25 protein-coding genes, 1 tRNA gene and 1 pseudogene are annotated in these 25,931 nt (G+C 59.7%); 14 read left to right on the plus strand and 13 right to left on the minus strand.

What is annotated here, in order from left to right; all coding sequences use genetic code 11:
* Window positions 1-181: 181 nt before the first annotated feature.
* The 10 genes from nifW to ACVWXF_RS11325 all read right to left on the minus strand — a co-directional run bounded on the left by nifW (window position 182) and on the right by ACVWXF_RS11325 (window position 6,069).
* Window positions 182-547, minus strand: coding sequence for a nitrogenase-stabilizing/protective protein NifW (gene nifW, locus ACVWXF_RS11280; RefSeq protein WP_414355663.1), 366 nt, complete (start codon window positions 545-547; stop codon window positions 182-184).
* On the minus strand, window positions 544-807 hold the full coding sequence (locus ACVWXF_RS11285; RefSeq protein WP_011430665.1) for a CCE_0567 family metalloprotein: 264 nt from the start codon (window positions 805-807) through the stop codon (window positions 544-546). Before ACVWXF_RS11285 ends, nifW begins: the two co-directional genes overlap by 4 nt.
* Window positions 808-873: 66 nt before the next feature.
* The gene (locus tag ACVWXF_RS11290) at window positions 874-1,329 is read right to left on the minus strand and encodes a NifX-associated nitrogen fixation protein (RefSeq protein ID WP_414373906.1); all 456 of its coding nucleotides are present in this window, start codon (window positions 1,327-1,329) and stop codon (window positions 874-876) included.
* Complete coding sequence (gene nifX / locus ACVWXF_RS11295; protein ID WP_414373904.1) at window positions 1,326-1,742, minus strand: nitrogen fixation protein NifX; 417 nt, start codon at window positions 1,740-1,742, stop codon at window positions 1,326-1,328. Before nifX ends, ACVWXF_RS11290 begins: the two co-directional genes overlap by 4 nt.
* 81 nt (window positions 1,743-1,823) lie before the next feature.
* Complete coding sequence (gene nifN / locus ACVWXF_RS11300; protein WP_457474426.1) at window positions 1,824-3,161, minus strand: nitrogenase iron-molybdenum cofactor biosynthesis protein NifN; 1,338 nt, start codon at window positions 3,159-3,161, stop codon at window positions 1,824-1,826.
* Entirely contained in the window at window positions 3,149-4,555 is a 1,407-nt protein-coding gene (gene nifE / locus ACVWXF_RS11305) for a nitrogenase iron-molybdenum cofactor biosynthesis protein NifE (RefSeq protein WP_457388649.1), read from the minus strand. The genes nifN and nifE overlap by 13 nt, the downstream gene beginning before the upstream one ends.
* The gene (locus ACVWXF_RS11310; protein WP_011430660.1) at window positions 4,546-4,905 is read right to left on the minus strand and encodes a Mo-dependent nitrogenase C-terminal domain-containing protein; all 360 of its coding nucleotides are present in this window, start codon (window positions 4,903-4,905) and stop codon (window positions 4,546-4,548) included. The genes nifE and ACVWXF_RS11310 overlap by 10 nt, the downstream gene beginning before the upstream one ends.
* Window positions 4,906-4,908: 3 nt before the next feature.
* Entirely contained in the window at window positions 4,909-5,133 is a 225-nt protein-coding gene (locus ACVWXF_RS11315) for a DUF2949 domain-containing protein (RefSeq protein WP_011430659.1), read from the minus strand.
* Window positions 5,134-5,175: 42 nt separating this feature from the next.
* Window positions 5,176-5,721, minus strand: a complete 546-nt coding sequence (locus ACVWXF_RS11320; RefSeq protein WP_011432075.1) for a ferritin-like domain-containing protein — start codon at window positions 5,719-5,721, stop codon at window positions 5,176-5,178.
* Between the two features lie 54 nt (window positions 5,722-5,775).
* Window positions 5,776-6,069 carry an Asr1405/Asl0597 family protein gene (locus tag ACVWXF_RS11325; protein WP_011430657.1) on the minus strand — a complete coding sequence of 98 codons (294 nt, stop codon included), beginning with the start codon at window positions 6,067-6,069 and terminating at the stop codon, window positions 5,776-5,778.
* A 771-nt stretch (window positions 6,070-6,840) separates the two neighbouring features.
* Between ACVWXF_RS11325 and nifB the strand changes: the two genes are divergently transcribed.
* The 13 genes from nifB to ACVWXF_RS11390 all read left to right on the plus strand — a co-directional run bounded on the left by nifB (window position 6,841) and on the right by ACVWXF_RS11390 (window position 19,012).
* A complete protein-coding gene (gene nifB / locus ACVWXF_RS11330) occupies window positions 6,841-8,277 on the plus strand; it encodes a nitrogenase cofactor biosynthesis protein NifB (protein WP_457474427.1) in 1,437 nt (478 codons plus the stop codon).
* Between the two features lie 25 nt (window positions 8,278-8,302).
* Window positions 8,303-8,596, plus strand: a complete 294-nt coding sequence (gene fdxB, locus ACVWXF_RS11335; protein ID WP_414355671.1) for a ferredoxin III, nif-specific — start codon at window positions 8,303-8,305, stop codon at window positions 8,594-8,596.
* Between the two features lie 39 nt (window positions 8,597-8,635).
* On the plus strand, window positions 8,636-9,835 hold the full coding sequence (gene nifS / locus ACVWXF_RS11340; protein ID WP_457474428.1) for a cysteine desulfurase NifS: 1,200 nt from the start codon (window positions 8,636-8,638) through the stop codon (window positions 9,833-9,835).
* Window positions 9,836-9,891: 56 nt separating this feature from the next.
* Entirely contained in the window at window positions 9,892-10,830 is a 939-nt protein-coding gene (gene nifU, locus ACVWXF_RS11345; protein WP_414390659.1) for a Fe-S cluster assembly protein NifU, read from the plus strand.
* Between the two features lie 279 nt (window positions 10,831-11,109).
* Complete coding sequence (gene nifH / locus ACVWXF_RS11350; RefSeq protein ID WP_011430651.1) at window positions 11,110-11,988, plus strand: nitrogenase iron protein; 879 nt, start codon at window positions 11,110-11,112, stop codon at window positions 11,986-11,988.
* Between the two features lie 95 nt (window positions 11,989-12,083).
* Window positions 12,084-13,547, plus strand: coding sequence for a nitrogenase molybdenum-iron protein alpha chain (nifD, locus tag ACVWXF_RS11355; protein WP_457403730.1), 1,464 nt, complete (start codon window positions 12,084-12,086; stop codon window positions 13,545-13,547).
* A gap of 65 nt (window positions 13,548-13,612) precedes the next feature.
* Window positions 13,613-15,148: a nitrogenase molybdenum-iron protein subunit beta gene (gene nifK, locus ACVWXF_RS11360; protein WP_011430649.1), complete on the plus strand. Its 1,536-nt coding sequence runs from the start codon at window positions 13,613-13,615 to the stop codon at window positions 15,146-15,148.
* A 248-nt stretch (window positions 15,149-15,396) separates the two neighbouring features.
* Complete coding sequence (gene nifV, locus ACVWXF_RS11365) at window positions 15,397-16,584, plus strand: homocitrate synthase (RefSeq protein ID WP_457474429.1); 1,188 nt, start codon at window positions 15,397-15,399, stop codon at window positions 16,582-16,584.
* Window positions 16,574-16,723, plus strand: a complete 150-nt coding sequence (locus ACVWXF_RS11370) for a hypothetical protein (RefSeq protein WP_011432085.1) — start codon at window positions 16,574-16,576, stop codon at window positions 16,721-16,723. Before nifV ends, ACVWXF_RS11370 begins: the two co-directional genes overlap by 11 nt.
* Complete coding sequence (locus ACVWXF_RS11375) at window positions 16,720-16,983, plus strand: nitrogen fixation protein NifZ (RefSeq protein ID WP_011430646.1); 264 nt, start codon at window positions 16,720-16,722, stop codon at window positions 16,981-16,983. Before ACVWXF_RS11370 ends, ACVWXF_RS11375 begins: the two co-directional genes overlap by 4 nt.
* A complete protein-coding gene (gene nifT, locus ACVWXF_RS11380; RefSeq protein WP_011430645.1) occupies window positions 16,980-17,180 on the plus strand; it encodes a putative nitrogen fixation protein NifT in 201 nt (66 codons plus the stop codon). The genes ACVWXF_RS11375 and nifT overlap by 4 nt, the downstream gene beginning before the upstream one ends.
* A 335-nt stretch (window positions 17,181-17,515) precedes the next feature.
* Complete coding sequence (locus tag ACVWXF_RS11385; RefSeq protein ID WP_457474432.1) at window positions 17,516-18,772, plus strand: L-lactate MFS transporter; 1,257 nt, start codon at window positions 17,516-17,518, stop codon at window positions 18,770-18,772.
* 156 nt (window positions 18,773-18,928) lie between these two features.
* A tRNA-Leu gene (locus ACVWXF_RS11390) sits at window positions 18,929-19,012 on the plus strand.
* Here the strand turns inward: ACVWXF_RS11390 and ACVWXF_RS11395 are convergent.
* Entirely contained in the window at window positions 19,013-21,202 is a 2,190-nt protein-coding gene (locus tag ACVWXF_RS11395; RefSeq protein WP_457474430.1) for a glycosyltransferase 61 family protein, read from the minus strand. It lies immediately after the preceding tRNA gene.
* Window positions 21,203-21,395: 193 nt separating this feature from the next.
* Here ACVWXF_RS11395 and ACVWXF_RS11400 point away from each other — a divergent pair, with 193 nt between their 5' ends.
* Window positions 21,396-24,089 carry a phycobilisome rod-core linker polypeptide gene (locus ACVWXF_RS11400; protein WP_457474431.1) on the plus strand — a complete coding sequence of 898 codons (2,694 nt, stop codon included), beginning with the start codon at window positions 21,396-21,398 and terminating at the stop codon, window positions 24,087-24,089.
* Between the two features lie 56 nt (window positions 24,090-24,145).
* On the opposite strand, the gene ruvB is transcribed toward ACVWXF_RS11400, so the two are convergent.
* Window positions 24,146-25,282, minus strand: coding sequence for a Holliday junction branch migration DNA helicase RuvB (gene ruvB / locus ACVWXF_RS11405; protein WP_011430641.1), 1,137 nt, complete (start codon window positions 25,280-25,282; stop codon window positions 24,146-24,148).
* Between the two features lie 140 nt (window positions 25,283-25,422).
* Window positions 25,423-25,931, minus strand: a pseudogene (locus ACVWXF_RS11410) (photosystem II q(b) protein); the annotation flags it as partial.

Consider the following 25,931-nt stretch of genomic DNA (forward strand, 5'->3'; position numbering starts at 1 on the left):
AACTCTTTGCCGCAAATCCAAAGAATGAGTCGGCATTCCTTTCTCTCCTTCCTCTTGAATACCTGTACCCTATTTTAAATTAAAAGGCTGTATCAAGCTGTCGTTTTAGGTTAACCAAGTGAACTGTGTAGGTAGCCATGATGGAGTCTCCAGAGAGCTGACGAGGGGTAAACAAGAGATCTTAGGCAGGGATCCCAGGGCTGCATTCGCCCCGCTCTCCCAAAGAGCTGCAGCCGGCACAGCCGCCGACAGCATCTGGACAACCGTAGTCTTGAAAGACTCGGAATAGCTTCTCCTGCTGCGGAGTAGAGGTGAGAAAGGTTTGGTACGCTTTTTCCAGCGCTTGCCGAGCTTGCTCCAATCGCTCTTCTTCGCTGCCCTGGAAACACTCCAGAGGGCCTAGATACTGAGCGAATTTGCGTAAGATATGCAGGCGATTCACGTTGACCACCCGCGGATCGTAGGGGAGCTCGAAAAAAGCGAAATAATCCTCGGCATTGACTAGGGCTTGGAAGTCTTTCCAACGGCGGTTGTGGTTCCAACTCATCGGCAGGTCTCCAGGGTTTTCAAGCGTTGTCTGAGGGTGTGCAGCCGGGCAAACAGGGCATAGGTGCGGGCTGCCAAGTCGGGGAGTCGCTCGAACCCGTCGGGTAGCCCCTCGGCCAGATCGTGCAGATCCATTTTCAGTTGGCCTGCTTTGCTGTTTAGGCGCTTGATCTCGCTGCGGAGCTGGTCGGCAGAGAGGTGTTCGAAGGGCTCGAAATCCAGGCCGTTCACAACATTCTCAACGTCACTCTCATTCAACATGGGCAAGGCACTCCTAATTGCTGAAGAAAAAGAAGAAAAAATGGCTGCCGGGACGGAGACAAGCGGCTACAGTCGGCCCACCTCGGGGTAGGTTCGGGCCAGTTGGATCCCTTTGTCGATAAGGGCAGTAGCTTTTTCAGTGAGCTGTTCGAGAGACTCGAAACCGAAGCGATGGGCGTCTCGCAGGGTGTTGACCACCAACAACAGCCGCCCCGAGAAGACCAGCACCCAACCAAAGCCTTCGCTGTTGAGATCCAGCACCACCTGAGCTAGGAGGCCCGTTTCCTTTTCAATCAGGGCGGCAATGGCGCGGTAGTAGATGAGAATGCGGCTCCGCACCCCGGGATCCACCTCCCCTTCGAGGGATATCTGGCGTTTTTGGGCTTTGGTGACGACAAAGGGCTTGAGCAGCAACTCATCACTCCAGGCGCGGTAGGTGCCGTAGGGATCCGCCGCCCGCATCTGGCGAACGATCTCTTGCAAGATGGGGCTGGTCGAGGGAGAGAGAGGGGTGACGGTCATGGCTGAGCCTCCACAACTGGAGTTGAGGACTCCGGTCTGCTGACGCGCTCGGCCAAGAGCACTTTGCGCAGCCAGGGGGGAGGATTGTGCAGGGTGGTTACCAGGCGCTGCAACAAGCTCTCGATGGATTCTTCTTCCGACTGCACTTTGATGGGGGTGATGCGGCGGTTGATCAGGCGGGCGGCGGCACTGCTGCCAATGGCAGCCACGTAGATGAGGGTGACATCGGCCAAAGCCTGCAGCTTGGGCACCAGCTTGTCCTCGTTGCCATCTGCCTCCAAGTTGCCCCCAAAGGTGAGGGTCTTACAAAATCGGTAGCCTTCGGGGGTGACTTCGTAGAGGTCGATCTGGTTGGCCCAGCCAAAGTGGGCATTGACGTGCTTGCCGTCGCGGGTTGTAAAGGCCACTTGCATAGGCGTTCTCCTTAGAAACGTGAACTTGAGGGTTTGGGGGAGCTAGGGGCACTTGGGCTGCCCTTCGAAGCTCTGGATCCCTTAGAATCCCTGCCTAGAAACCTGGGGTGGGCTGGGGTGACGGGCTTCCTCCTGCTCCATCAGCAGGTTGCCGACGGCAAACAGTTGGGATAGGGTGCCGCGATAGCCCACCTGACAGATGTGGTTGGCCCCCAGCCGGTCGAAGATAGGGATCCCCATTCGATGCACTGGGATCCCCAGCCGCTTGCCCAGGCGCGCCACGTGGGAGTTGCCCACCAGCAGGTCAGCCCCGGGTGCTAGCTCCTCCAGATCCCCCAGATCTCCCACCCGCACTGCCTCAATGGGAAGGGTGGTCAAGTGGGGATCCGGTGTGGGACTGATGGCCGCCTGGATCTGACAGCCCATATCCAGCAGCCAGTCCACCCACCCCCAGAGCAGATCGGCTTCTAGGGCCAAGGCAATCCGCTGGTTGCCGAAGAAAAAGTGGCAATCCAGGAGGGCATCCTGGACTTGGCTGCGCTGGCGGCGGTAGCGTAGGGGCACCGGCTGCTGGCTGTGATCGGCCAAGGTTGCCAAAAAGGGATCCACAGCCTTGAGACCGGTCAGGTGGGGGAAAACCCGATAGGGGGTGCCAAAGCGCTGGGCCAGGATCTGAGCGGCAGGGCGCATGCTCTCGCCGACAGCTATGGTGAGGCCGGATCGCCCGAGCTGGCGCAATTGCTCAAGGGTGGTGCCGCCGTCTGGGGTCGCCCTAAAGCCGGTGCCCAAGTGTCCGTCCAGGGAACCCGCGGGATCCGGCACCAGGATCGGCTCTAGGCCAAAAGCCTCCGCCATTTCTTTGATCTCCTGGGCGTCGGCAGGGGTGAGGGCAGGCCCGCACAGCACCGTTACCTGGGCAGGGCGGACGGATCCCGACGGCGATTCCGGCAGGGTGCTGACCAAGCTGTTGACGGCGATGGCATAGCCGTCCTGCAGGGATCCCTTAAAGTCAGGCGTGGAGGCCAAGACGATGGGCAGATCCTGCAATTGCGGCTGGCGTCGGCGCAGCTCCCGCAGGATGCGCGGCATATCGTCCCCGCGGGTTTCCGTGAGGCCGGTGGTCAGAAGACCAATCAGCTCCGGCTGGGCCTTCTCCACCAAGGTGAGGATGGCAGCTTCGACATTCTCCTCGCCTCCCAAGATGGTGTCCACTTCGGACATGGCAGTGGTGGACATGGGAATGGCCTCGCGGAAATGGCGTACCAGCAGCGCTTTGGCAAAGGCCGTACAGCCTTGGGAACCGTGGAAGAGCGGCAGACAGCCCTTGATCCCCAGAAAGGCCAGGGCCGCTCCCAGCGGAGCGCTGAGTTTGAGGGGGTTGACGCTGAGGGGCTTGCGTTCTTGAATCAACTGGGCCATCCTCCCACCTCCTTTGCTGCTGAGGTCTCCCAGGGGGCAGGCCGTCGCAACTGCTCCCAAATGGGACTGTGGAGGGCAGCATCGATTTCCCGCGCCAAGTTCACCAGGCCGCGATAGCCGGCATAGGCATGGTGCCGCTCCTGGTTGATGTCCAGAAAGGGGATGCGGGCCTTGAGGGCGGTGTACTGGTTGCGTCCGCCGGCGATGAGCAAGTCCGCTTTCGTGCGCTCCACCACCTTGAGCAGCTCTTGAGGGCTGCCCTTGTCCAAGAGAATGCCATCCTGGCCGAGCAGCTCGCGGATGCGGGCTTTGTCTTCTTCGGTGCTTTTGCGGGTGCTGGTGGCCGTTACCTGCATCCCCAGATCTCGGGCAGCAGAGATGATCGACCAACTTTTCACCCCGCCGGTATAAAGGACAACTCGTTTGCCCGCCAGCCGCTGCCGGTAGGGGGCCAAAGCCGCCTCGGTGGCGCGAGTTTCCCGCTCGATGAGGGCCTCGGTACGCTCCTGCAGTTCGGGATCCTTCAGCCCTTGGGCAATGGCCCGTAGGCAGTGGTTCATCTCCTGCAGCCCGTAAAAGGAAGCCTCAATGTAGGGGATCCCGTAGCGCTCCTGCATCTTGCGGCCCACATTGAGCAGGGCTTTGGCGCAGATGAGGACGTTCAGCTTGGCCCGGTGGGCGGTACAGATCTCGCGGTAGCGGCCATCGCCGGTGATCTTGGCCAAGATGCGGATCCCCAGCTCGTCAAACAGAGGCAAGACATCCCACAGCTCGCCGGCAATGTTGTACTCGCCGATGAGGTTAATGTCGCGGGGAGTGGTGTACTCCGGGGAGGCGGTGCCGATAACATAGTCCAGCAGCGCTTCTCCGGCCAGACGGTTACCCAAGTTTTTGCTGCCCACAAAGCCGGGCGCATTCACCGGAATGACCGGGATCCCAAGCTGGCGGCTGGCCCGCTGACACACGGCCTCCACATCGTCGCCAATGAGGGCAGTTACACAAGTGAGATAGACAAAAATGGCGGCAGGCTGGTATTTGGCCTGCAAGTCAAGGATGGCCTGGAACAGCTTTTCCTCCCCCCCGAAGATGATCTCGTTCTCGCTCAGATCGGTGGTGAAGCCCACCCGATAAAGCTGGGGGCCAGAAGAGAGGCTGCCCCGCGTCCCCCAAGAGTTGCCGCTGCAGGCGATTGGCCCATGTACTAGATGGGCGGCATCGGCGATCGGCACCAGGGCAATCGAAGCCCCGTCAAAGGCACAGCCTCCCTGCGCTCCTCCTGGCTTGGCTTGCTCGGCACAGACTTTGTTTTTGCCTTTGCCGTCTTTCTTGTGGTTGTGCTCGCAGGCGGTCTCGTTGAGCAGCTCCGCCACTTTAGTCCGGCTGATCATGGGCATGATGGGATCTCCTGAGAAGAGGGGGGCTGGGGTTGAGCCGCAGCTTCGGCCAGATAAGCCGCCGCCCGTAGCCGCAGGGCGATGATCTCCTCGTAGAGGGGGTTGATGCGACAGAGGGCCGGAATGTGAACGGTGCGGGATCCCAGTCGGATATCCCGCTCAAAGGGACAGGAAGCCGGGATCAAACGACAAATCCAACGCGCCTGCCGGGATCCCCGAATTTCAATGCTGTTGAGCCAGCGGCGCGGCCACTTCAGGGCGGATCTGAAAATTGAGTTCAAAACCAGGCCGAGCCATCCCAAAGGGTTGCCGACTCTGGGAAAGGGAAGAGAAGGGTAGGGATAAGTCATGGCTTAAACCTCCGAATGGGTAGAATTGGTAACAAGAGGAGGGGGAGCACACCATTCAAAAATCTGCTCCAGTTGCTCCAAGGAAATCAGCCCGTAATGCCAAAGAATCATGGGCAAAGGGCCCTGTTCACACCCATGCCGTTTCAGGGCGAAGGTGAGGGCGGATTCCGGGATCCCAAGCTCAACTTGCAAAAACTGCAGCAGCGGCGCCCGATCGGGGGTAAGCATGGCAGAGTCTCCCAAAACGAGGGGTGGGCGTAGATGGGCAAGCTAGGATGGGGACAAGCCCAAAACCAAGCTGTCGGCAGCCAGAAAGTGGGCCAGGTGAAAGGCCCGTTCTTCCGTCCGCAGCAAAATCTGCTCGTAGAGGTGACGGGTGGCGCGATCCCCAACACTTTCCGCCAGAGCCGCCTGGCGACGCAGCAGATCGATCAGGCTTTGCTCGGCCCGCAAATCCGCTTCCAGCATGGGCCGCACGGCCAATGCATCGTCCCCTTCCGGGCTGAAGCAGCACAGCTCCGCCAGCTTGGCAAAGCTGGAGGCCGGGATCCCACCCAGGCCGTTCAGGCGCTCCCCCACCTCATGGGCGTGGTTCTGAACTTCCTGTAGACTTTCGTTGAAAAATTGATGAATTGAGTAGAACTCTGCTCCTTCGACAACCAGATGGTGCTTCAGATACTGCAAATACAGCCCCTGAAGACTGGCCCAAGCCAGGTTGAGGCCCTCGCAGATGGGAACCGTGATCTCCCGTCCCAGGTGAACGGGGTTGTCTCGGACTTGTTGGAAGGAGCGAGTTGAGGGGGATGGAGTGGTCATTGGCGCTACCAAAACGAGGTGAACAGGAGAAGCAAGAAGGCAAACGGCAGAGGTTCAGGGGTGGTCATCCCCTCCTGCAGATCTCTCAGGGGGATCCCAGGTCTGGAGAGACCAGCAGCGATCCAACCAATTCAGCCAGCCAGAGCGGTCAAGGGCGAAAAGGCGGAGCACACTGTGGACGAGGAGGGCTTCGGTGGGGGTGCGAATCATCACCCACAGTTGGCCGGTCGGGGTACAGCCACAGGTCAAATCCAGCTCCTGCAGACGGTAGAGAATCCGCCAGCGATCGCAACGGGGCACCTGCAGCACTTCAGCCGTTTTCGGTGGGGGAGAAACAAGGGGGGACATAAGCTCACCGGTTGGGAAGCAGGAGGGAGTCTCAGCAGAGGGCAGAACCGTTGGGTTTCTGTTCCCCCGCTTATATCCCCCGCTTATAGCAAGCGGCTGCAGGGGCTCAGGCTTGGCAGCGGGCGATCAGGATTGATTGAGTTATTGCCGATGTACTCAAACCCTGGAAGCTTGGCCCAGAGGGCAAAAAAAGTTTTTCTGAGGGCAGGGGGTTGAGTCTTTTGCCCGCAGGGATCCGGTATTTTTGGGGAAGGGTATGGGTATTTGAGCGAGTACATCCCCCCTGTCACAACAAGAAAGTCCGACGGCCTGCCGCCGCAATAGTCTTCACTTCCTTGGCGAGGACTTTGCCCCAGGGGGATCTTTCCTCAAACTCAAACGGCTATTTTCAATACACTTTTGGGCTGATACGATATTAAATCGTAGCAATTGATGCAAAACGCAGCCGAGGCTGCGGCGCTTGAGTGCATCTGAGCAGATTTTTAGTATTTCCTAAGCATTGCCCCAAGCCCTTGTCGAATCAGGGATTCCGGGGATCCTCCCCACAGCCGGATCCCCCGCCCCTTTGGGTCAAAATACGGCATCCCCGGCCTTGAAAAACCAGACCCTTGACCCCTAAAAAAAGTTGGATTTGGCCTGCCATCAGGCTTTGCAGGTCTTGAGTACAAAGCCAATAAACTCGATCAGTTCTACCGGGCTGAGTGCAACGGAGCGGGCAGAGGGCGGTTGATATAACCGCCAGTAACGTTCTATCCCCTGGTTGACCCCACTATGCCGCCCCTTTCAACTCCGCCCCGCCAGGGATCCCCCTTCCCATCGGCCTGCGCTTGCAGCAGCAGCCCCCGCCAGGCTCTCCCCCCTCATCTGCAGCAACGCATCGCCACCCATCCCTGCTACAGCGAAGCAGCTCACCATCACTACGCCCGCATGCACGTGGCGGTAGCCCCCGCCTGCAACATCCAGTGCAACTACTGCAACCGCAAGTTCGACTGTGCCAACGAGAGCCGGCCCGGTGTGGTCAGCGAGCTGCTTACCCCGGCGGAAGCCGCCCACAAAGTGCTGGTGATTGCCGGCAAGATCCCGCAACTGACGGTGGTGGGCATTGCTGGGCCTGGGGATCCCTTGGCCAACCCCAAGCAAACCTTCGAAACCTTTGCCCGCATTGCCGAGAAAGCTCCGGATCTCAAGCTCTGCCTTTCCACCAACGGCCTGATGTTGCCGGACTACATCGACGAGATCAAACGGCTGAACATTGACCACGTCACCCTGACCATCAACATGGTGGATCCGGAGATCGGGGCCAGGATCTACCCCTGGATCCGCTGGCGACGCAAGCGCATTCGAGGGGTGGAGGCAGCCCGCATCCTGCACGAACGGCAGATGGAAAGCCTGGATCTGCTGCGGGAGGCAGACATCCTCTGCAAAGTCAACTCCGTTCTCATTCCCGGCATCAACGACACCCACCTCTTGGAAGTGAACCGGGTGATCCAGGAGAAAGGGGCTTTCTTGCACAACATCATGCCCCTGATCTCGGCGCCTGAACACGGCACCTACTTCGGCCTTATCGGCCAGCGGGGCCCCACCCCTCAGGAGTTGAAAGCCCTGCAAGATCGGTGCTCCGGCAACATGCGGATGATGCGCCACTGTCGCCAGTGTCGGGCGGACGCGGTGGGCCTGCTGGGGGAAGACCGCAGCCAAGAGTTTACCAAGGAGCGCTTTATGCAGATGACCCCCGAATACGACCCCGAAAAACGCCGCCAGGTACAGGCAAGCATTGCCCAACTGCAAGCTCAGCAGCAGTCAACCCCAACCCACTGGACAGCCGACCTGCCTCCCGACAGCCCCTCCATCCTGGTGGCCGTAGCCAGCAAAGGCGGCGGCCTGGTCAATCGCCACTTCGGCCATGCACGGGAGTTTTTGATCTACGAGGTCAACGCCCGTGGGGCGCAGTTTGTCGGCCACCGCAAGATCCCGCAGTACTGCCACGGGGGATCCGGGGAGGACAACAACCTAGAGCAAATCCTGGATCTCATCAGGGATTGCCGAGCTGTATTGGTCTCCAAGATCGGCGATTGCCCCATGAAGCGCATCCGCGAGGCCGGCATCGAAGTGGTGGAAGACTACGACCTCATTGAAACGGTGGCCCTCAAGTTTTACCGCACCTGGTTGGTCAACCAGGCCCTGGACAGCAAATCTTCCCGATCTTGAGACCTCATCTTTTGGAGACGCGGCTATGGCTACTGCAACTGCTCTCACCAAAGGCGGACTGCCCTGGATCCCACAGTTTATCGAAAGCTTGGATATCAGCCGCTGCCTCGGCTGTAGCCGTTGCCTCAAGGTCTGTGGCCGGGGTGTGTTCGCCCTCAGAGCCCTCAACGAAGACGGCGAGTTTGTCGAAAACGAAGAGGAAGAAGAAAGTGAGCGCAAAGTGATGACCATCCTCAATGCCGCCCTCTGCATCGGCTGTCAGGCTTGCGCTCGCATTTGCCCAAAGCAGTGCCATTCCCACGCTCCGCAAGCCGTTTAACGTTGCCCAACCCCTACCTTGTATCGATTCGGAGCCTGTATGAACCCCGTGATCTACCTGGACAACAACGCCACCACCGCCGTGGATCCCCTGGTTCTGGAGGCGATGCTGCCCTATTTGCAGACCTTCTACGGCAACCCCTCCTCGATGCACAGTTTTGGCGGCCAGGTGGGGCGTGCCCTCAACCAAGCCCGCGAACAGGTGGCAGCCCTTCTGGGAGCCGACCCGACGGAGATCGTCTTCACCAGTGGCGGCACCGAAGGCAACACCACGGCCATTTATGCAGCCTTGGCAGCCCAACCCCAGAAGCGCCACATCATCACCACGCAGGTAGAGCACGCCTCGGTGCTCAACGTCTGCAAGCACCTGGAAAAACAAGGCTACCGCGTCACCTACCTCTCGGTGGATGAGCAAGGCTGCCTGGACTTGCTGGAGCTGGAAGCAGCCCTGACCGGCGATACTGCCCTGGTGAGCTGCATGGCCGCCAACAACGAGACGGGCGTGCTTTTCCCCATCGAGGCGGTGGGATCCCTGGCTCGCAGCTATGGGGCTGTTGTCCATGTGGACGCAGTACAGGCGGTGGGCAAGATCCCTCTCGATCTGCAGCGCCTGCCGGTGGATCTCCTCACCCTTTCCGGGCACAAGCTGCATGCCCCCAAGGGGATCGGCGCTCTCTATGTGCGGCGGGGCTTGCGCTTCCGTCCGTTGCTGCTGGGAGGGCATCAGGAGCGAGGCCGCCGCGCCGGGACGGAAAATGTGCCGGGCATCATCGCTCTGGGCAAGGCAGCGGAGCTGGCCCAAGCCCACCTCGGGGATCCCCATGAGCGGCTGCTGCGGGATCGCTTGGAGCAGGGCTTGCTACAGCGGATCCCGGATGTCCAGGTTAACGGCCACCCCACTCAGCGGCTGCCCAACACCACCAACTTGGGCTTCAAGTTCGTGGAAGGGGAAGCGATCCTCTTCTGGCTGAACAAATACGGCATCTGCGCCTCCTCCGGCTCCGCCTGCACTTCCGGATCCCTGGAGCCCTCCCATGTGCTGCGGGCCATGGGCCTGCCCTACACCGTTTTGCACGGCTCAATCCGCTTCAGCCTCTCTCGCTTTACCCAGCCGGCAGAGGTGGAGCGGGTGCTGGAGGTTTTGCCGGGGATCATCGAGCATTTGCGGGCCATCTCCCCCTTCAGCCACGAGGCGGAAGACTGGCTGCAACAGCAGGAGCGGGAACTGGCTCACCGCTGACCCCCCTCAAACTCATCTTCCCTCGACCGTTCGCATCCTCAACTCAGGATCCAGCCATGTGGGACTACAGCGAAAAAGTTTTGGAACTCTTCTACCACCCCAAAAACCAAGGGGCAATGGATCCCAGCTCCGAGCCTGGTGTTCGGGTGGTGGTGGGAGAAGTGGGCAGCATCACCTGTGGCGATGCCCTGCGGCTCTACTTAAAGGTGGACGAGGCCAGCGAGCGCATCTTGGCTGCCAGCTTCCAAACCTTCGGCTGCACCAGCGCCATTGCCTCTTCCTCGGCCCTGACGGAGCTAATCACCGGCCTCACCCTGGATGAAGCCCTGCGGATCGACAACCGCCAGATCGCCGATTACCTGGGCGGCTTGCCCCCCGCCAAGATGCACTGCTCGGTGATGGGGCAAGAGGCTCTGGAGGCGGCCATCTACAGCTATCGCGGCCTTCCCCTACCTGACCATACGGATGATGACAGCGCCTTGGTCTGCTCCTGCTTTGGCGTCAGCGAGCAAAAGATCCGCCGCTTGATCCGGGAAAACCGCCTCACCTCCGTTGAGGAAGTAACAGCCTACAGCAAAGCGGGCGGCGGTTGTGGCTCCTGCCTGGCCCAGATTGAAGACCTGATCGCCGCTGTTCTGGCCGAGACTGACGCAACCCCTTCAGAAGATTCAAGAAATTCAAAAGGGAACTCCCAAAACCAGACAGAGCCCTCTCCTGCTGCTCCCCCTCCTGTCTCGGCAACAGCGACACCCCCTCCCCTCACCACCTTGCAAAAGATCGCCCGCATTCAGGCCGTCCTGGAGGAGGAAGTTCGCCCGCTGCTGTTGGCCGATGGCGGCGATGTGGAGCTGTACGACCTGGAAGGGGATCAGGTGTGGGTGCGCCTCAAGGGATCCTGCACCACCTGCCCCAGCCAGCAAAACACCCTGCGGTTGCTCATCGAAACCCGCCTGCAAGAACAGGTGTGGCCCACTTTAACCGTGCATGCCCTCTAGTTCCCCATTCTCGATAAGCCTGAGAGCCCTATGATCTGCCCCACTGTTACTCCCCGTCGCTTCCCCCATCTCCTGCCTCGATTCGGGAGAGCCCCACCGTTCAACCGGTTTGCTTCCAGATCCTGCCCAGGATCCAAGGCTGCCTTCCCGCGAGCTGAAATCCTTTGCAGTAAGGATCCCGTCTCGCTAATGCGACCAGTTGCGCCCATTGGCAGGAGATTTCTAACCCTTAAGTCGCCCTCAAGTTTTTCCTCAAGTCTTCATTAGGAGAACTGAACCATGAGACAAATTGCATTCTACGGCAAAGGCGGTATCGGCAAATCCACCACCTGTCAGAATACCGTTGCCGGTATGGCCGAATTGGGGCAGCGGATCATGATCGTCGGCTGCGACCCGAAGGCCGATTCCACCCGCCTCATGTTGCACTGCAAAGCCCAGACCACCGTCCTTCACCTGGCGGCTGAGCGGGGATCCGTAGAAGACGTGGAGCTGGAAGAAGTGGTTCTCACCGGCTACCGAGGGGTGCGCTGCGTGGAATCCGGTGGCCCCGAGCCTGGTGTTGGCTGTGCCGGACGAGGCATCATCACCGCCATCAATTTCTTGGAAGAAAACGGTGCCTACGAGGATCTGGACTTTGTCTGCTACGACGTGCTGGGGGACGTGGTCTGCGGCGGTTTTGCCATGCCCATTCGGGAGGGCAAGGCCCAAGAGATCTACATTGTTTGCTCCGGCGAAATGATGGCCATGTATGCGGCCAACAACATCGCCCGCGGCGTGCTGAAATACGCCTACTCTGGCGGCGTGCGCTTGGGTGGCTTGATCTGCAACAGCCGCAAAGTGGATCGCGAGATCGAGCTGATCGAGGCTCTGGCCGAAAAGCTCAACACCAAGATGCTGCACTTCATCCCCCGCGACAATGTGGTTCAGCACGCAGAATTGCGCCGCATGACGGTGATCGAGTACTCCCCCGACTGCAACCAAGCTGACGAGTACCGCGCCCTGGCCAAAAAAATCATCAACAACACGGATCTGAGGATCCCCACCCCCATCTCTATGGATGAGCTGGAGCAGTTGTTGATAGAGTTCGGCGTTTTGGACGACGACCAGAAAATCGCCCACCTCATCGGCAAAACCGAAAAAGAGCTGGCCCCTGTCTGATCCCCGAAAAGACGGGCTGGGGGTAGCTGGTTTCCTCCCTCAGCCCCCCTTCGCACTGTGGCTTTTATCCATGACACCCAATAGCTGAGGTTCTCATGACTACTCTGAAAAGTACCCTCAAAGAGGAAACCCGGAAAATCGTAACGGAGGTTCTGGAAACCTACCCCGAAAAAGCTCAGAAAAAGAGAGCTAAGCACCTCAACGTCTATGACGAGGGCAAAGCAGATTGCGGAGTAAAATCTAACATTAAATCCATCCCCGGCGTCATGACCACCCGCGGCTGTGCTTACGCCGGTTCCAAAGGAGTGGTGTGGGGGCCGGTCAAAGACATGATCCACCTCAGCCACGGCCCCGTGGGCTGCGGCTACTACTCCTGGTCGGGAAGGCGCAATTACTACGTCGGCACAACCGGGGTAGATACCTTCGTTACCATGCAGTTCACCTCCGATTTCCAGGAGCGAGATGTGGTGTTCGGGGGGGACAAAAAACTGGCCAAACTCTTGGTAGAAGCCAGCGAACTCTTCCCCTTGGCCAAAGGCATTACCATCCAGTCCGAATGCCCCGTCGGCTTGATCGGGGATGACATCGAGGCAGTGGCCAAGAGAGTTTCCAAAGAAATTGGCAAGCCGGTGGTACCGGTGCGCTGCGAAGGCTTTCGGGGGGTCTCCCAGTCCCTGGGCCACCACATCGCCAACGATACGGTGCGGGACTGGGTTCTGCCCATTGCCGACAAGAAAGCGAAGGAGGGATCCCTCAACTTTGAGCCCGGCCCCTACGATGTGGCCCTGATTGGGGACTACAACATCGGCGGCGACGCTTGGTCTTCCCGGATTTTGCTGGAGGAGATGGGCCTGCGGGTAGTGACCCAGTTCTCCGGCGATGGCACCTGGAACGAGATGCTGCTTGCCCCTCGGGTGAAGCTGAATCTCATCCACTGCTACCGCTCCATGAACTACATCTGCCGCCACATGGAGGAAGCCTACGGGATCCCCTGGCTGGAGTTCAACTTCTTTGGCCCCACCCAAATTGCCAAGTCGCTGCGGGCCATCGCCCAGCGGTTTGACGAGACCATCCAGGCCAAGGCAGAGCAGGTGATCGCCAAGTACAAGCCCCAGAGCGAGGCCATCATTGCCAAGTACCGTCCCCGCCTGGAGGGCAAGCGGGTGATGCTGATGGTGGGCGGACTGCGGCCCCGCCACGTCATCCCGGCCTTCCGGGAGCTGGGCATGGAGGTGATTGCCACCGGCTACGAATTCGGCCACGGCGACGACTACAAGCGCACCACCCAGTACATCGACGACGGCACCCTCATCTACGATGACGTGTCCGGCTACGAGTTTGAAGAATTTGCCAAGAGGTTGAAGCCAGATCTCATCGCCTCCGGCATCAAGGAGAAGTACGTCTTTCAAAAGATGGCTTTGCCCTTCCGCCAGATGCACTCTTGGGACTACTCCGGCCCCTACCACGGCTACGACGGCTTTGCCGTGTTCGCCCGCGATATGGATTTAGCTTTGAATAGCCCCACCTGGGATCTGGTCAAAGCCCCCTGGAAATCCTAGCTTGCCGCCGGGATCCCAGACGCCAACGGCCCTTCCTTCCCCTGCCCCTCATTAGGAGACCGACCATGCCGCAAGATATCCAAGACATCAAAGATCATGCCCGCCTGTTTCAAGATCCGGAGTATCAGGCGCTTCTGCAGTGCAAGCAAACCTTTGAAGATCTCCCTTCCCCGGAAGAAGTGGCCCGGGTGGCCGAATGGACAAAATCTTGGGAATACCGGGAGAAAAACTTTCAGCGGGAAGCTTTGACGATAAACCCTGCCAAGGCTTGCCAGCCCTTAGGGGCCATCTTCGCCGCTGTCGGCTTTGAGGGAACTCTGCCCTTTGTCCATGGATCCCAGGGGTGTGTGGCCTATTTTCGCACCCATCTCACCCGCCACTTTAAGGAGCCCTTTTCGGCGGTCTCCACCTCGATGACGGAAGATGCGGCGGTGTTTGGCGGCCTCAAAAACCTAATCGAGGGACTGGAAAATGCCTACGCCCTCTACAAGCCCAAGATGATCGCCGTGTGCACCACCTGCATGGCGGAGGTGATCGGGGATGACCTGGGGGCCTTCATCACCACGGCCAGAAATGAGGGAGTGATTTCCCGCGACTTCCCGGTGCCCTATGCCCACACGCCAAGCTTTGTGGGATCCCACATCACCGGCTATGACAACATGCTCAAGGCCATTCTCAGCACCCTCACCGAGCCGGTGGGCCGCACGGGTAGCAATGGCTACATCAACGTCATCCCTGGCTTCGATACCTACATGGGCAACTTGCGGGAGATCAAGCGCATCTTCGGCTTATTCGGGATCCCGCTGACCCTGCTGGCGGACAACTCCGACTATTTGGATTCGCCCAACGACGGCACTTTCCACATGTATCCCGGAGGAACCCCTTTGGAGGCGGCTGCCCAATGCCTCAACGCCGAGGCTACTTTTTCCTTCCAGCGCTACACCACGCCCAAGACCCTGGAGTTTCTAGCAGAGGCCTCGGGTCGGCCCACCCTGACGGCGCGGCCAGTGGGTATTCGGGGCACGGATGAGTTTTTGATGCAGCTATCCCAGTTAACGGGCAAGCCCATTCCCGCCGAGCTGGAGATCGAACGGGGCCGGGCGGTGGATGCTTTCACGGACTCCCAAGCGTGGATCCACGGCAAGCGGGTAGCCCTGTATGGGGATCCGGATCTGGTGATGGGCTTGCTCAGCCTGTTGCTGGAGCTGGGAGCGGAGCCGATCCATGTGGTGGTGACCAACAGCAACGAGGAGTTCGAAGCCGAGGCGCGGGCACTGCTGGCCTCCAGTCCCTATGGACAGGGGGCAACCGTCTGGGGGGGCAAGGATCTCTGGCATCTGCGCTCTCTGATGTTCACCGAGCCGGTGGATCTGCTGATCGGCAATTCCTACGGCAAATACCTGTGGCGGGATACGGGCACGCCTTTGGTGCGCATCGGCTACCCCATCTTCGACCGCCACCATCTGCATCGCTATCCCACCTATGGCTATGTGGGGGCGCTCAACCTCCTTAACTGGATTGTCAACACCATTCTGGATGAGGCAGATCGGCGCAGCATCATCCCCGGCAAAACCGATTTTTCCTTCGACTTAATTCGTTAGCTTCCGGAGTAGGGGGATCCCAGAGGCTAGATAGATCTTGTCAAGGATCCCCTGCTCCAAAGACTCCACCCCGCTAAGAGGAACAGCCAAGCCTTACAGGAATCTGATGAATTCTGCCAGAACTTCGGTTGAGCTTTCTACCCTGGACATGATTGCCCTGACGCAACCGGGGTCGCGCCAGCGGTGCGGAGCACCATCGACGGTTACCGATTGCCTTGTCAGGCCGTAGGCCTTGGAGGATGGATCCCATGAATTCCTCTATCACCATCAACGACACCACCCTGCGCGATGGGGAGCAAGCGGCAGGGGTAGCCTTCCAAATCCCCGAGAAAATCTCCATTGCCGCCCTCTTGGATGCCATTGGCGTACCCGAAATTGAGGTGGGGATCCCGGCCATGGGCGCCGTGGAAACGGAAGCCATTCGCGCCATGCTCAGCCTGGGGCTGCGGGCTCAGCTGCTGGGGTGGAACCGGGCTGTGCCCAGCGATATCCTCGCCTCTATTCGTTGCGGCCTCAAGCGGATCCACATCTCCGTGCCGGTCTCGGATCGGCAAATCGCTGCCAAGTTCCAAGGGGATCGCCCTCGGCTGCTGCGACAGTTGCGCCAATGCGTGGAGATGGCCTTGGAGCAAGGGCTGTGGGTCTCGGTGGGGGCAGAAGATGCCAGCCGCACCCCCCTGGAGCAGGTGATCGAGTTGGCCCAAATGGCCCAGAGCTGGGGCTGTCGGCGCTTCCGCTACTGCGATACGGTAGGCGTTTTGGATCCCTTTAGCACCTACAAGCAGATTCGCCGTCTGGTGCGGGCCATCGATATCCCTGTGGAGATGCATACCCACAACGACCTGGGCATGGCCACTGCCAATGCCTTAGCCGGGATCCGCGCCGGCGCTCAGTCGGTGAACACCACCGTCAACGGCCTGGGGGAACGGGCCGGCAATGCCCCCCTGGAAGAGGTGGTGATGGCTTTGCGCTACACCTTGGGGATCGATGTTGGGGTGGATACCCGCCGTTTGCGGGAGCTGTCTCAACAGGTGGCACGGGCCAGCGGTGCTCCCCTCCCCCCCTGGAAGGCCATCGTTGGCGACAACGCCTTTGCCCACGAGTCGGGCATTCACGCTGCAGGGGTGCTACGGGATCCCCAGACCTATGAGCCTTTCCCACCAGAAGCCGTGGGCGGCCAGCGGCGGCTGGTGTTGGGCAAACACTCCGGCCGGCATTTGCTGCTGCAAATCCTCAAGGAACAGGGGATCCCTGTCGAGCAGATCCCACCTGGCCAACTGGAAAAGCTCCTGGAACAGGTGCGGCAGCACGTCACCCACTGCAAGCATCCGATCCCACCGGCGGAACTGGCCCGTTATTGCCGCGCAACGCTGACGCAATGGGCGCAACACACTCCAGAACCCATCCCAGAGGAGAGCCATCCCGATGTTGTCTAACCGCTTGTCCGGAAAGGAAACTTCCAAATCTCAGGCCATTTTGGCAGCCGTGTCTCGACGGGCGCGCCAAGTAGGCCGCAGCCTAACCCGCCAAGAGCTTTGTCAGGTGCTGGCAGAAATCACAGGAGGTACCCCATGAGCGACGAACTGGAGCTGGATCGCCCTCCCCAATTTGAGCTGGGCGACAAAGTCCGCATCCGTAAGGTCATCCGCAACGATGGCACCTTCTTCGGCCAGCCGGTGGGGAAAATCTTGGCCGTTCCGGGCGACGAAGGTTACGTGATTTCCATTGGCACCTTTCTACAACGGTTTTACGTCTATGCCGTCCACTGCTTGGCCAAAGGCTTGGTGGTGGGGTGCCGTGCCCAAGAGCTGGAACTTGTGGAGAAAGGGCTATGAAAGTCATCCTGCACGAAAGTGCCTACGGGCATTTGATGGTCTACGTTCCCAAAAAAGATCTGGAAGAATCGGTTGTGGCCACCCGTTCAGAGGCCGGGGAAACCATTTTCACCTTGAGCAACGGTTGGGAATTGTCCATCCCGGAGCTGCCGGAGCCTTTGTCTCTGCCCAAGACGGTAGAGGCCAAACGCCTCTAGCCAACGGTTGGCTGAACAATTCAAGCAATTCTATTCCTATCGGCTCATCCTCGAAAGGGCTGAGAGAATGGGTTGAACTCAGCTGTGACATACTCCCATCGCTGACCCTACAGGTACAGCGTGGGCTTCGCGCTTCATCGGGGAGCCTTCGCAAGAACCCTCCACGCGCAGACACGGAATGCCCTACCGCGTAGTTGTACCAGATTCCGGCAACGCCGTTTTGTACAACTACTCGCATCATACACCATGTGGGGGTATCTGTATCCCGACACTGATGCTACGGTTACAGTGCGGGGCTTAGCTACCCCACGCCCCCACAAGCTAACAAGCTCCAAATACCCATGAAAAGGGTTGGATCCCCCATTACTTTGTATAGACAACCAGCCTATGGAGGGAGATGGCTTTTTATCCTCCTGGGGCTCCTGGTTCTTCTTTGCCTGGGAACCGTCTATTCCTGGAGCATTTTCCGCAAGCCTCTGGAAACAGAGCTGGGGATTGGGGCCAGTGAGAGCCTGCTGCCCTACACCGTTGCCCTCGTGTTCTACGCTACCCTCATGCCCATCACAGGGTTTGTCATCCCCCGCTGGGGATCCCGCCGAGTACTGGCTCTGGGGGGCAGCTTGGTGGGTTTGGGCTATGGGCTGGCCAGCTTCGCCCCCTCCATTGGGTGGATTGCCCTCTGCTATGGAGTCATTGCCGGCAGCGGTGTGGGAATAGCCTATGGAGTGCCAATGGCCGTGGCAGCCCGTTGGTTCCCGGATCGCAAGGGATTGGCGGTGGGGTCCACCATTATCGGCTTTGGCCTATCCCCCCTGCTTACCGCTCCTCTAGCCAACCGCTTGATCGAGGCACTGGGGGCTCGGCCTACGCTGCTGATTTTGGGGATCCTCTTTGCAGCGGTGATCTTGGGGATCGCAACCCAACTGAGATTTCCTCCCCCCGATTGGATCCCTTCCCCATCTTTTCCAAGAAAATCCACGAATGGCCCAGATCGCTCTCCGTTGACTTCTCGGCGCTCTCTCCCTCTGCTGAGGAACCCCTCCTTCTATGGCCTGTGGATCTGCTACGCCATCGGCACCCTGGTTGGTTTAAGCGCCATTGGGATTTCTGGTCCTGTGGGGGAAGAGCTGATCGGCCTGGATCCCCCTGCGGCTGCCAACAGCGTGGCTCTCTTCGCCATTTTCAACGGGCTCAGCCGTCCTCTGTTTGGCTGGTTGGCCGATCGCTTACATCCCCATCAGGTCACTACGGGCTCCTATGGGCTGATCCTGCTGGCCTGTGGGCTAATGCTCCTGCCTCCTCAGGGATCCCTTCTGGCCTACTGGGTAACTTTTTCCTTGCTTTGGTTTTGCCTGGGGGGGTGGCTGGCCATGGCTCCCGCCCTGACCCTGCGCTTGTTTGATCCCGAACGCTACGCCCAGAACTACGGCATTGTGTTTACCGCCTATGGAGTTGGGGCCTTGGTGGGAACGATGATCGCGGGGCAAATTCGCGATAGGCTGGGCAGCTATAGCTATACCTTTTATGGGATGGCCGCCTTGGCGGTGGTGGGGATCTGGGTGGCCAACGTTTTTTTGAAAGAGAAGTTGTAGGAGCTTCAAGCCAGCGGGCACAGCAGGGATCCCATCAGCAGGGGCAGCAATCCCCTACTTCATACCCTCCACTGCAGGGCTGGGTGAACCAACTTAAAGACTTGCCCCCCCAAGGCAAGCAGTTTGGTAGAGTAGTACGGCTATTGCCGACAGATTGGGATCGTGGCGGAATGGTAGACGCTACGGACTTAAAATCCGTTGTTCCTCAAGAACGTGAGGGTTCGAGTCCCTCCGATCCCATCATCCCTTGATCCCTGTCTGTTCCAGCACATTCAGCAAGTCCGGGATCCGAACCCAGGCATCTTCTCGATCCAAATCGGGGCTGGAAAGAAGAGCCACCAAAGCCGGATCACAAACAGGTGCTACCAAAGGGAAGTACCTTAACCCTGCCACCTGGGCAATGACCCAAAAATAGGGGAGCACTGCATTGCTGGGCAAGATCTCGATGACGGTGGTGCCGGGTGGACAAAAGGCGAGGTTGGTCAGGCCCGCCCCGTGGATCCCGATCACCGCCTCTGCCCCCTGCATCAGGGCTATTTGCTCTTGAAGAGAAAGGGTTTCCATTTGCACCGGTGCAAATCCCCAAGGGTGCAAACAGGCTAGCACCTCCGCTTCGTTGATCACCCGCCGCCAGCGGGCAGAGCGACGGCTGATGTAAATTCGCCGCGGTTGTAAGGGGTCAATGGATAAACTCGGCTGGGCCAGTTGCCGCAGCACCTCCAATCCCCTGGGCGTCAAACACCCCACCGGAGCGCCTGCTGAGGGCACGATCAGGTTTTGGGCTTGCAGATGGGATCCCCCCAACTGCTCAAAGCTGAGGATGCGCTCGGCTGGGATCCCCAAAGCAGCCAAGCTCTGCACCTGAAAGGGCTTTCTTTGATACCCGTGGATCAAGATGGGGATGTCCTTTTCCAGGGCGCCCGACCGCTGCAGGATATCGAGGGCCGGCAGAATATCCACCATCCAGTGAAAGTAATTAACTGCCCCCAAGGGCAAAAGGGCAACGGGGCCATCCAGTGGGATCGGTGGGGGGAGATGGGGCAAGCCCAGCAGGGGGTGGTGTCGCAGGTGATCTGGCCTGTAGTCCCAGTCGAGGAACTCCGGCGGCGGCAAGCTCAGGGATAGATCGGCGAGCAATTCTCCCCGGCGGGTGAGCACCCCGCTGGCAAAGCTGGCGTAGAGGTGGCGGGGATAGTGGCCCACGTGGACGGATCCTCGGGGGATCTGGGCGACAAAGGTCTCTGCCAAGGGGATCCGCTGCGGGCGCAACTTTTGCAAAATGTCGGGATCAGCGGCAGGGGGCGCTTTCAGACAGAGAACCCCCCCTGGATCCAGCAGTTGGTAGTCCCCTTCGCCCGTGGCCTGATGCCACTGCCGGGTGGTGAGGTAGCCTTGGGTTGGCACTGGCCAGAAGTCAGTTGTAGGGGGGGTGTTCTGGGAAAAAGAGTCCGCTTGAAGGGCAACGCCTTCTGGAGCCCAACGCTGCCGCCAAGCCGAGTACAGCAGGCAATCGGGGCCCTCCCCTCTGCATGCCTGCTCCAGTCCAGACCGCAGAGGGCTTTCTCTGCCACTGCCCTCGCACCACGCCTGCACCCAATTCCGTTCCGCTGCCACCGCTCGGCAAACCTTCTCCCAAGCCGCCTCAGGGTGATCCAGCCGCACTTCCGCTTCCGCCCAGTAGCTGTAGAGTTGCGCCGTCCTGGTGCCCCGCGCCTCAGCCGCCTGGAAACACCCCACAGCCTGAACTGGATCCTGCAGATCCAGCCACGCCAGGCCCATCTGTACCCAGGGATCCCCCCACTCAGGGCGCAGCCGCGCAGCCTCCTGCAGAGGGGAAATCGCCTCTCGCAAACGGCCCAGCTTCATCAGGGCCAAGCCCCAGCGCCAAAAACTCTCTGCCGCCGTCGGATCCTGCTGGCAAGCCCGCTCAAACCACTCCGCTGCCGCAGCCCACAGCCGGCTCCGCTCTTGGGTCAGGCCAATGCGGTGGGCAGCCAAAGCCTGGCCAGAAGACAGCTCCAGCCCAGAAAGCCCATCCCCCAACTCCAGAAGCTGCCGATACAGAGCTGCTGCCTGCGGCCAATGGCCCTTCTCCCACAGGCTTTCCGCCAAAGCCTGCAAGCTCCTCAGCAGGTGGTAGACGGCCTCGGATTCGGCCACCCCCCCCGCTTGCAGCATCGCCAAGCCCTCTTGCCACACCAGCTGCGCCTCCAGTTCCCGACCCAGCAGGAGATAGGCGGCTCCCAGCTCCCAATACAGCTCTGGAGAGGGGGATCCCTGCTCGAGCTGTTGCTGTAAAACCTGGGTAACGCGTTCGTAATGTCCCTGCTCCCAATCCTCAAGGAGAAAAGCGGAAGACAACAGATGGGAGGGTAGAGCTGGGTTGAGAGCCATGTCTTTGTGGATGAGAAACAGTGTTACAAACTGCAACAACCTCCCCACTCTGGGCCCGTGCCCCTAGTATTCTAGGCTTGGCTTCCCCCTCAGGGATCGGGCATCGATCCTTCTCAGCTCAGAGAGGGATGCTCCTCCAGTCGTGGGTCAGCCTCTTCACCCCCTTCGATGGCACTGTCCTCGGCCTTTGTCGGCAGTTTTTTCGATCAAAACGGAGTTTAAAAGATCGATGGGCATCAACGTATCCGCTGGCGCAGTCGTTTCCAACCCCCGTCTGTACCAAACCGTGCCTGTATCGACCATCTCCCAGGCGGAACAGCAGGATCGCTATCTGGGACGCACCGAGCTGGATCGCCTCGAGGACTTTTTCTCCAGCGGCCTGAAACGGCTAGAGATTGCCGAGGTCATTGCGGCCAATTCGGAAATCATCGTCAGCCGGGCAGCCAACCGCATCTTCACAGGGGGCTCGCCCATGGCCTATCTGGAGCGGCCAGAAGCGACCCAAGACGAGAAAGAAGCCTTCAAGCTGGGTACTGCCTTCTACGTGGAATCCACCGGCGGATTCATTGAGGCCATCCGCAACATCTTTAGCGCCAGCGGTGTGGAGATTCCCCCCAATTTCCGCCCCATCAACATCTCCCGCTACGGAGCTGCCAACATGCGCAAATCGCTGCGGGATCTGAGCTGGTTTTTGCGCTACGTTACCTACGCCCTGGTGGCCGGGGATCCCAGCATCATCGCCGTCAACACCCGCGGCCTGCGGGAGATCATCGAAAACGCCTGCTCCGCCGAGGCCACCATTGTCGCCATTCAAGAGATGAAGCGGGCGGCGGCTGGCTACTTCCGCAAAGATGCCGAAGCAGTTGCCATCATCAACCAATATTTCGATGTCTTGCTGAGCGAGTTCATCGCCCCCGCCCCTTCCGACAAGCTGCGGCAGCGCAATGCCAGCACCGCCGACGGGATCCCTCTGCAAGGGCTGCAGCTACCCCAGGTTTACAACTTGGCTGCCGAAAAAGTTCCCGTTTTTGCCATGAAGCCGGGGCTGTCCAACGCCGAGAAAGAAGAAGTCATCAAGGCCGCCTATCGACAGGTGTTTGAGCGGGATATCCGCCGCGCCTATGGCCTCAAGCTTTCCGACCTGGAGTCGAAGGTGAAAAACGGCGAGATCTCCATGAAGGAGTTCATTCGCCGCCTGGGCAAATCGGAGCTGTATCGCAAGCAGTTCTACGAGCCTTACATCAACAGCCGCGTCGTGGAGCTGGCCTTCCGCCACTTCCTGGGGCGGGCTCCCGAAACCCGCGAGGAAGTGCAGACCTACTTCTCCATCATCTCCAGCAAGGGCCTGGCCGGCCTGGTGGACGCCCTGGTGGACAGCCGCGAGTACGGAGACTACTTCGGCGAAGAGACGGTACCCTACCTGCGCAAGCTGGGGGTAGAAGCGCAAACCAGCGCCAACTGGGGGGCCAAATTCGACCTCTACAACTACGCTGCCCCCCGCCGCAAGGTGCCCCAGTTCATTACCCTCTTTGCCCGCTACAACCGGCCTCTGCCGGATCAGCATGCCTATGGCTCCGGCAACGACCCGCTGGAGATCCAATTTGGGGCCATCTTCCCCAAGGAAACCCGTTCCCTCAGCGCCCGCCCCGCCCCCTTCAACAAGGATGTCAAGCGCATCCTCATCCGGCGCGGCTTTGCCCTCACCAACGCCCGCACCAATCCCAAGGCAGTGGGGGATCCCGGCAGCCTTGGCCCGAAGGTTTTCAAGCTCACCCAGACTCCGGGAGATCGCAGCCGACGGCTGGGGGTGCGGGCCGGCATTGTCGGCAGCGAGGGATCCACCCAGGCGGTGATCCGCGCCTGCTACCAACAGGTATACGGCTATGTGCCCTACGAAGGCCAACGGCTAACCCGTTGGGAGATCAAGCTGGAGTCGGGGGAAATTCCCGTCAAAGAGTTTGTGCGCCAACTGGCCAAGTCGGATCTCTTCCGCAACAAGTACTGGTCCAGCTTGTATGTCTGCAAAGCCATCGAGTTCATCCACCGCAAGCTGCTGGGCCGACCCACCTACGGACGCCAGGAGATGAACCGCCTATTTGACATCGCCTCCAAGCAGGGGTTCTACGCGGTGGTGGATGCCATCTTGGACGGCGAGGAGTACCAGCGGGTCTTCGGGGAAGATATCGTGCCCTACGAGCGCTACCTCACCCCCGGCAGCCTGGCGCTGCGGCGGATGCGCCCCGGCTCCACCGACATGGCAGTGACCAAGCCCATTCGCACCGACGACGACATCCCTCTCTTTGTCAAGTTGGGTCAGCCTCGGGATATGCCTTCCGGCGAGCTGGAAATCCAGCGGCGGGCCCAGCAGGGGGTGCCCAAGGTACGCCAAGAGATCCCTGTCTTCAAGCTCACCAGCCTGGCCAACAAAGCGGAAGTCAACAACCTCATCCGCGCCGCCTACCGGCAGGTCTTCGAGCGGGATATGGACATCTACAACATCAGCGCCGAGCTCAGCTCTGCCGAGTCCAAGCTGCGCAACGGCGAGATCACCGTCAAGGAGTTCATCGAGGCCCTGGGGTGTTCCGAGCTGTACCGCTCCGAGTTCTATGCCCCCTATCCCAACACCAAGGTGATCGAGCTGGGCACCAAGCACTTCCTGGGCCGTGCGCCCCTCAACCAGCAGGAGATCCGCAAGTACAACCAGATCTTGGCCACCCAGGGGGTGAAAGCCTTTGTGCGCGCTTTGCTGAACACCCAGGAATATCGGGATCTCTTCGGCGAGGACACGGTGCCCTATCGCCGCTTCCCCACCTTGCCGGCGGCTAACTTCCCCAACACCCAGGAGCTGTACGGTCGTCTCACCAAGCAAAACCGCGAGCTGGTGGTGCCCAGCTTCAGCCCTGTGGGCAATGACCGCAGCTAGATATATATGGAGCTCTCAACCCCTTCTCTCCTTTTGTGGGAGAGGGAAAAGACAAATTAGCTCCACAAAGGCAGAGGAGACTGGGCTTCATAGCCCAGATGCCGTAGCGCAGCAGGGGTAACCACTCGACCCCGGGGCGTGCGCTGCAGGTAGCCGATCTGCAGCAGATAAGGCTCATACACTTCTTCAATGGTTTGGGGATCCTCACCCGTCACCGCGGCCATCGTCTCCAAGCCCACTGGCCCTCCACCGAACTGCTCCACCAGCACCGTCAGCAGCTTGCGATCGATCCAATCCAAACCCATGGGATCCACCTGGAACAGCTCCAGAGCGGCTGCTGCCACTTCTTGGCTAATGTGGCCATCCCCTCGCACCTGGGCGTAATCTCGCACCCGCTTGAACAGGCGGTTGGCAATGCGGGGCGTGCCCCGAGAACGGCGGGCGATCTCTGCAGCCCCTTCTGGATCGGTGGAGACATTTAAGAGGCGAGCCGTGCGCAGCACGATCTGCACCAGCTCGTGAGGCTCGTAAAAGCGCAGCCGTTGCACGTGGCCAAAGCGATCCCGCAGCGGAGAAGTGAGGGCGCCAATGCGGGTTGTGGCCCCGATGAGGGTAAAGCGTTCCAAGGGCAGAGAGGTGATGCGAGCAGAGCGACCTTTGCCAATGGTGATATCAAGACGAAAATCCTCCATCGCCGGATAGAGCAATTCTTCTGTAACCTTGGGCAGGCGGTGGATCTCGTCAATAAACAACACATCCCCCCGCTTCAAGCGCACCAAATACCCGGCAATGTCGCGGGGGCTCTCCAAAGCTGGCGCGGTGGTCATGTAGAACTGGGATCCCATTTCTGCCGCCAGCACTGCTGCCACCGTGGTTTTGCCTAGACCAGGCGGGCCGTAGAACAGCAGGTGATCCAGAGGCTCTTGGCGAGCGCGGGCCGCCGCAATGGCAATGGAGAGCACTTCTTTAAGTTCCGTCTGGCCAATATATTCCGCTAGGGTGCGCGGGCGCAGGGATTCTTCCTGGGCTTCGCCAGGGTGGGCTTGCGGCTGCAACAGGGCAGAGGGATCCGCTCCCCTTTCCCCAGCAAAGCTCAACTCTCTGCCTTCTTTTCTCCAGGCTGAAGACTTTTGCTGCCGCCGCTTGGGGCCCTCAGCGTTCTGGCCTGTATCCCGAGAAGAAATGATTGCCATATCCCTAAGTCACAGAGGCAATGGCCCCAATTTAACTCTAGAAAAGCTCTGGGAAAGATCACCCCAGCAAAGAGAACAAAAAAATCCCCCAGACCAAGCCGGGGGATCCACCAATGCTGTTGAAGCGTCAGGTCAGGCCATCAGCCACGCACCGCAGGCGCTACCTCCACCGCCGCCAAATCCAGCGGGAAGTTGTGCGCATTCCGCTCGTGCATCACTTCCATCCCCAGGTTGGCACGGTTCAACACATCAGCCCACGTCCCAACCACTCGACCGTTGCTGTCCACAATCGACTGGTTGAAGTTGAACCCGTTCAGGTTGAACGCCATGATGCTGATCCCCAGCGCCGTAAACCAAATCCCAATCACCGGCCAAGCCGCCAGGAAAAAGTGCAGGCTCCGGCTGTTGTTGAACGACGCATACCGGAAAATCAACCGGCCAAAATACCCGTGCGCCGCCACAATGTTGTAGGTCTCTTCCTCTTGCCCAAACTTGTACCCCAGGTTCTGAGACTCCTCTTCCGAGGTCTCCCGAATCAGGCTCGAGGTCACCAACGACCCGTGCATGGCACTAAACAGCGCACCCCCAAACACGCCAGCCACGCCCAGCTGGTGGAACGGGTGCATCAGAATGTTGTGCTCTGCCTGGA

This window comes from Thermostichus sp. MS-CIW-40 (assembly GCF_054058315.1).